This is a genomic window from Oerskovia sp. NPDC060287 (assembly GCF_042726775.1).
In the GTDB taxonomy this organism is placed as follows: domain Bacteria; phylum Actinomycetota; class Actinomycetes; order Actinomycetales; family Cellulomonadaceae; genus Oerskovia; species Oerskovia merdavium.
Genome location: NZ_JBHXBO010000310.1, coordinates 1 through 4,015 on the forward strand (window position 1 = coordinate 1; position 4,015 = coordinate 4,015).

The window sequence follows — 4,015 nt, forward strand, 5'->3', positions numbered from 1 at the left end:
TGTACATCGTGATCATCACGACGCTCATCACCATGATGCCGGGCAGCAGGAACTGGATGTACTCCTCCGTGGAGCCGGAGGGGGCCGGGGACGGGCAGGGCGAGGTCCAGCAGGATGCAGTGGACGTCGTCGGTGAGCAGCCGCTCGGCCTCCGTGAGGTTGCGGGCGGTGCGGACGCGCACCGTCCGGCCCGTCGTCGTCTAGGCGAAGCCCCGCCCCTCCGGGCGGGGTTCGCTGCACGCAGGCCCAGCCTTACTCGCAGGCGCTCGCCGGCGTCGGCTCGTCGCCGGAGCGCCCGTGGACGACGCCGGTAGCGAACCCGGACCCGGACGGTGCATCGACCCCGAGCGTGACGAGCTGCGGCTCGGTGGGTGCTGTGCCGCAGCACGAGACGTCGGTCTCGTCGTCGGCCTCCAGCGCCAGGTCCGTCGAGCACACACCGGTGGCGGGCAGGTTCAGCTGGACCAGGTCGGCTGCGGCCCGGTCGCCTGCCAGGGCGGCGGCGATCGAGCGGACCTGCTCGTAGCCCGTGGCGAGCAGGAACGTCGGCGCCCGCCCGTAGGACTTCATCCCGGCGAGGTAGAACCCGTCGTCGGGGTGCCGGAGCAGCTTCTCCCCGTGCGGGGGCACCGTGCCGCACGAGTGGAAGTTGGGGTCGATGAGCTCGGCCAGCCGGCTCGGGGACTCCACCACCGGGTCCAGGTCCAGGCGCACCTCGCGCAGCATGTCCAGGTCCGGGCGGAACCCGGTCGCGTTCACGATCGCATGGACCTGCAGGTCCAGCGCCTCGTCGCGCGAACGGCCCAGGACCCGCACCGTGTCCTGGCCGGGCACGAGCTGTTCGATCGAGATCCACTTCACCAACGTCAACCGGCCGGCCTCCACCGCGGCCTGCAGGCGGGTGCCCAGGAGCCCGCGCGCGGGCAGCTCGTCGTCGGTCCCGCCGCCGAACAGGCGCCGCGCCGACCCGCCGCGGATCGCCCAGGTGACCGTGGTGCCCGGTGCGGACTCCGCGAGCTCGACCAGGGACAGGAGCGTGTTCGCTGCCGAGTGGCCCATCCCGACGACGAGCGTGTGCCGGCCGGCGAACCGCTCCCGCTGCGAGCCCAGGACATCAGGCAGGGGGCCGGTGACGAAGCCCTGCGCCCGGTCCTCGCCGACCGCTTGAAGGCCGCTGGTCCCCAGCGGGTTGGACGTCGTGAACGTCCCGGACGCGTCGATCACCGCACGGGCCAGCACATCCTCGACCTGCCCGTCCGCACCCACGGTCCGCACCCGGTACGCGCGCCGCTCCCGGCCCAAGGACCGGGTCTTGTCCGCGCCGTCGCGGGCCACGGCCAGCACCCGTGTCCTGGTCCGCAACCGCGAGGCGATCGCCGGGGTCGCGGCCAGCGGCACCAGGTACTCGTCCACGAGCTCGCGCCCCGTGGGCAGCTCGTTCAGGTCCGGGGCCCTCCATCCGGTGGGCTCGAGCAGTCGGCACGCGGCCTCGTCGATGTCGTAGCGCCACGGCGAGAACAACCGCACGTGTCCCCACGACGCCACCGCCGCACCCGGCCCCTCGCCCGCCTCGAGGACCACCGGCTCCAGGCCCCGCTCCAGCAGGTGAGCGGCCGCGGCCAGCCCCACCGGTCCCCCACCGATCACCACGACCGGCAGGTCAGCACGCACGACCTCGCTCATCACCACTCCTCGCATCGACAACCATCAATGAACTCCATGGCGACAACGTATCCACAAACTTCGATACGTGGCAAGATGGGCTCATGACCACGACGACGGACCTGCCCCTCGCACCAGCCGGCACCGCCGGCGCCGCCTGCTGCGCGCCGCTGGTCCGGCAGGCGGCGGACCCCCAGACCGCCCGCGCCCTCGCGCGCACCTTCAAGGCGCTGGCCGACCCCACCCGGGTCCAGCTGCTCTCGATCGTCGCCTCTCACGAGGGCGGCGAAGCCTGCGTGTGCGACCTCACCGAGCCTGTCGGCCTGTCCCAGCCGACCGTGAGCCACCACCTCAAGATCCTCGTCGACGCCGGCCTCCTCACGCGTGAGCAGCGCGGGCGCTGGGCGTACTACTCGCTCGTGCCCGGGGCCCTCACCTCGCTCGCGACGACGCTCACCGAGACCACCGCCGAGGAAGGCCGACGAGAGCCGGTCTGAACCCGCCGATCGCGGGCCCGTCAGGACTCGTGCGTGACCAGCACCGGCCACTTCGCGTGACGCAGCAGGGTCTGGCTGACCGATCCCAGGACCGGGCCCCTGACCTCGCCGTACCCCCGCGAACCGACCACGACGACGGAGGCGGCCACGGCGGCTCGCGAGATCTCGTCGGCCGGCGGCCCTTCCATGACGTGCGTCCGCACGATCAAGGACGGGCCCACGCGGCGGGCGGACTCTGCAGCCCCCTCCGCCACCTCGTGCGCTCGGCCGCGGAATGCCGCGCGCAGATCGTCGACCGACGGCGTGAGGGAGGTCACGAGCGGGTCGGCAGGGACCGTGTACGCCGCGACGACGTCGAGCGGGACGTTGCGGCGGACCGCTTCGTGGGCTGCTTCGACCGTCGCGACCTCACTCCGGGGCGATCCGTCGACGCCCACCAAGACGGGGCCCGCGGTCGAGAACGTCGCGTCGCTCGGCACCACGGCCACAGGTACCGGAGAGCGCGCTGCGAGCTGGATGCTGACGGAGCCCAGGAAGAGGGCACCGAAGGCACCGAGGCCGCGTGTGCCGACCACGACGAGCCCGGCGCCCTCGCTCGCCGCGTCCAGCAGAGCAAGGGCTGCCGGTCCCGGTCGAGCTGATGTCTCCACCTCCAGCTCGGGCTCGGCCTGTCGGGCGACGTCGACGGCGACGCGCAGCACCTCGTCGGCCTCGTCGCTCTCGGTGGCCATCGGGGGCAGGTAGAAACCTCCGGCGAACATCGGGTCGTAGGCCGGCCGGAAGCGCGAGTGCACGACGAGAAGCGGCTCGCCACGCAGGCGGGCTTCGTGGGCGGCCCAGGTCAGTACCGTGCGGCTGCTCGTCGATCCGTCGACACCGACGACGACACGAGTCTCAGACATCCTTGTCTCCTTCGTTGGACGTTCGCCGGACTACCGCTCGCGAGAGAACAGAAAGGGCGACAGCAGCGAGCTTCCACGTCGCCTCAGAACGTTCGCCCCCCAGGTCGTGCCGTCCAGTCTTTGCCCGCCCCCCAGCAACGGCAACTGGGGACCGGGGACGCTCGCCACCCGCGCACTCCTACGGCCGCCGCCCGCCACGACGTCGCAGGTGCCAAGACACGCCGGTCGACGCGCCAGATGCACCATGCTCCACCCGGCCGGTCCGCCTCCTCCTTGAACAGCCCACGGTGGCCCACGTGATGGGGGGTGCTGCCAGCATCTCCCACGGTCACGACGACGGTCGTAGCGTCGTGGGCATGGACAGACGCGACGAGGTACGAGACTTCCTGGTCTCCCGCCGAGGCAGGGTCACGCCCGAGCAGGTCGGCCTGCCTGCAGGACTCGGGACCCGCCGGGTCACAGGGTTGCGCCGCAGCGAGGTGGCCCAGCTGGCCGGGGTGTCCGTGGAGTACTACACCCAGCTCGAGCGCGGCAACGTCCGCGGCGCGTCCGAGAGCGTCCTGGACGCCATCGCGCGCGCCCTGCAGCTCGACGAGGCCGAGCGCAGACACCTCTTCGACCTGGCCCGTGCGGAGAACACCCGCGGCGCGACGAGGCGGCGTCCGGCGCGTCACCAGGTGCGGCCGAGCGTGCAGCACGTCCTGGACGCTCAGCTGTCGCCTGCTTGGGTGTCGAACGGCCGCGGCGACATCGTCGCGATCAATCGCCTCGGGCGGGCGCTGAACGCGCCACTGTTCGAGGACCCGGCACGGCCGGTCAACTTCGCGCGGTTCCGGTTCCTGAACCCTCGGGCGTCAGACTTCTTCCGCGACTGGGAGGCAACCGCGAACGACACCGTCGCAGCCCTGAGGTCCGCGGCCGGCAAGAACCCCTACGACAGAGAGCTCACCGACC

At 72.1% G+C, this 4,015-nt stretch carries 4 protein-coding genes; 2 read left to right on the forward strand and 2 right to left on the reverse strand.

All coding sequences use genetic code 11. The annotated features are described in order from the left end of the window. Positions 1-252: 252 nt before the first annotated feature. The gene (locus ACFWFR_RS17985; protein ID WP_377623954.1) at positions 253-1,683 is read right to left on the reverse strand and encodes an FAD-dependent oxidoreductase; all 1,431 of its coding nucleotides are present in this window, start codon (positions 1,681-1,683) and stop codon (positions 253-255) included. 83 nt (positions 1,684-1,766) lie between these two features. On the opposite strand from ACFWFR_RS17985, the gene ACFWFR_RS17990 reads away from it, so the two are divergent. After that, positions 1,767-2,159, forward strand: coding sequence for an ArsR/SmtB family transcription factor (locus tag ACFWFR_RS17990; protein WP_377617703.1), 393 nt, complete (start codon positions 1,767-1,769; stop codon positions 2,157-2,159). A gap of 20 nt (positions 2,160-2,179) precedes the next feature. Here the strand turns inward: ACFWFR_RS17990 and ACFWFR_RS17995 are convergent, their stop codons facing one another. Next, a complete protein-coding gene (locus tag ACFWFR_RS17995) occupies positions 2,180-3,061 on the reverse strand; it encodes a universal stress protein (protein ID WP_377623956.1) in 882 nt (293 codons plus the stop codon). 356 nt (positions 3,062-3,417) lie between these two features. On the opposite strand from ACFWFR_RS17995, the gene ACFWFR_RS18000 reads away from it, so the two are divergent. Then, on the forward strand, positions 3,418-4,015 hold a 598-nt coding region (locus ACFWFR_RS18000), incomplete at its 3' end, for a helix-turn-helix transcriptional regulator (protein ID WP_377623958.1).

Excerpts from the sequence above, each read along its gene's own strand:
- ACFWFR_RS17995 (WP_377623956.1), bottom strand. The coding sequence starts at position 3,061 with ATGTCTGAGACTCGTGTCGTCGTCGGTGTCGACGGATCGACGAGCAGC.
- ACFWFR_RS17985 (WP_377623954.1), bottom strand. The coding sequence starts at position 1,683 with ATGAGCGAGGTCGTGCGTGCTGACCTGCCGGTCGTGGTGATCGGTGGG.
- ACFWFR_RS17990 (WP_377617703.1), top strand. The coding sequence starts at position 1,767 with ATGACCACGACGACGGACCTGCCCCTCGCACCAGCCGGCACCGCCGGC.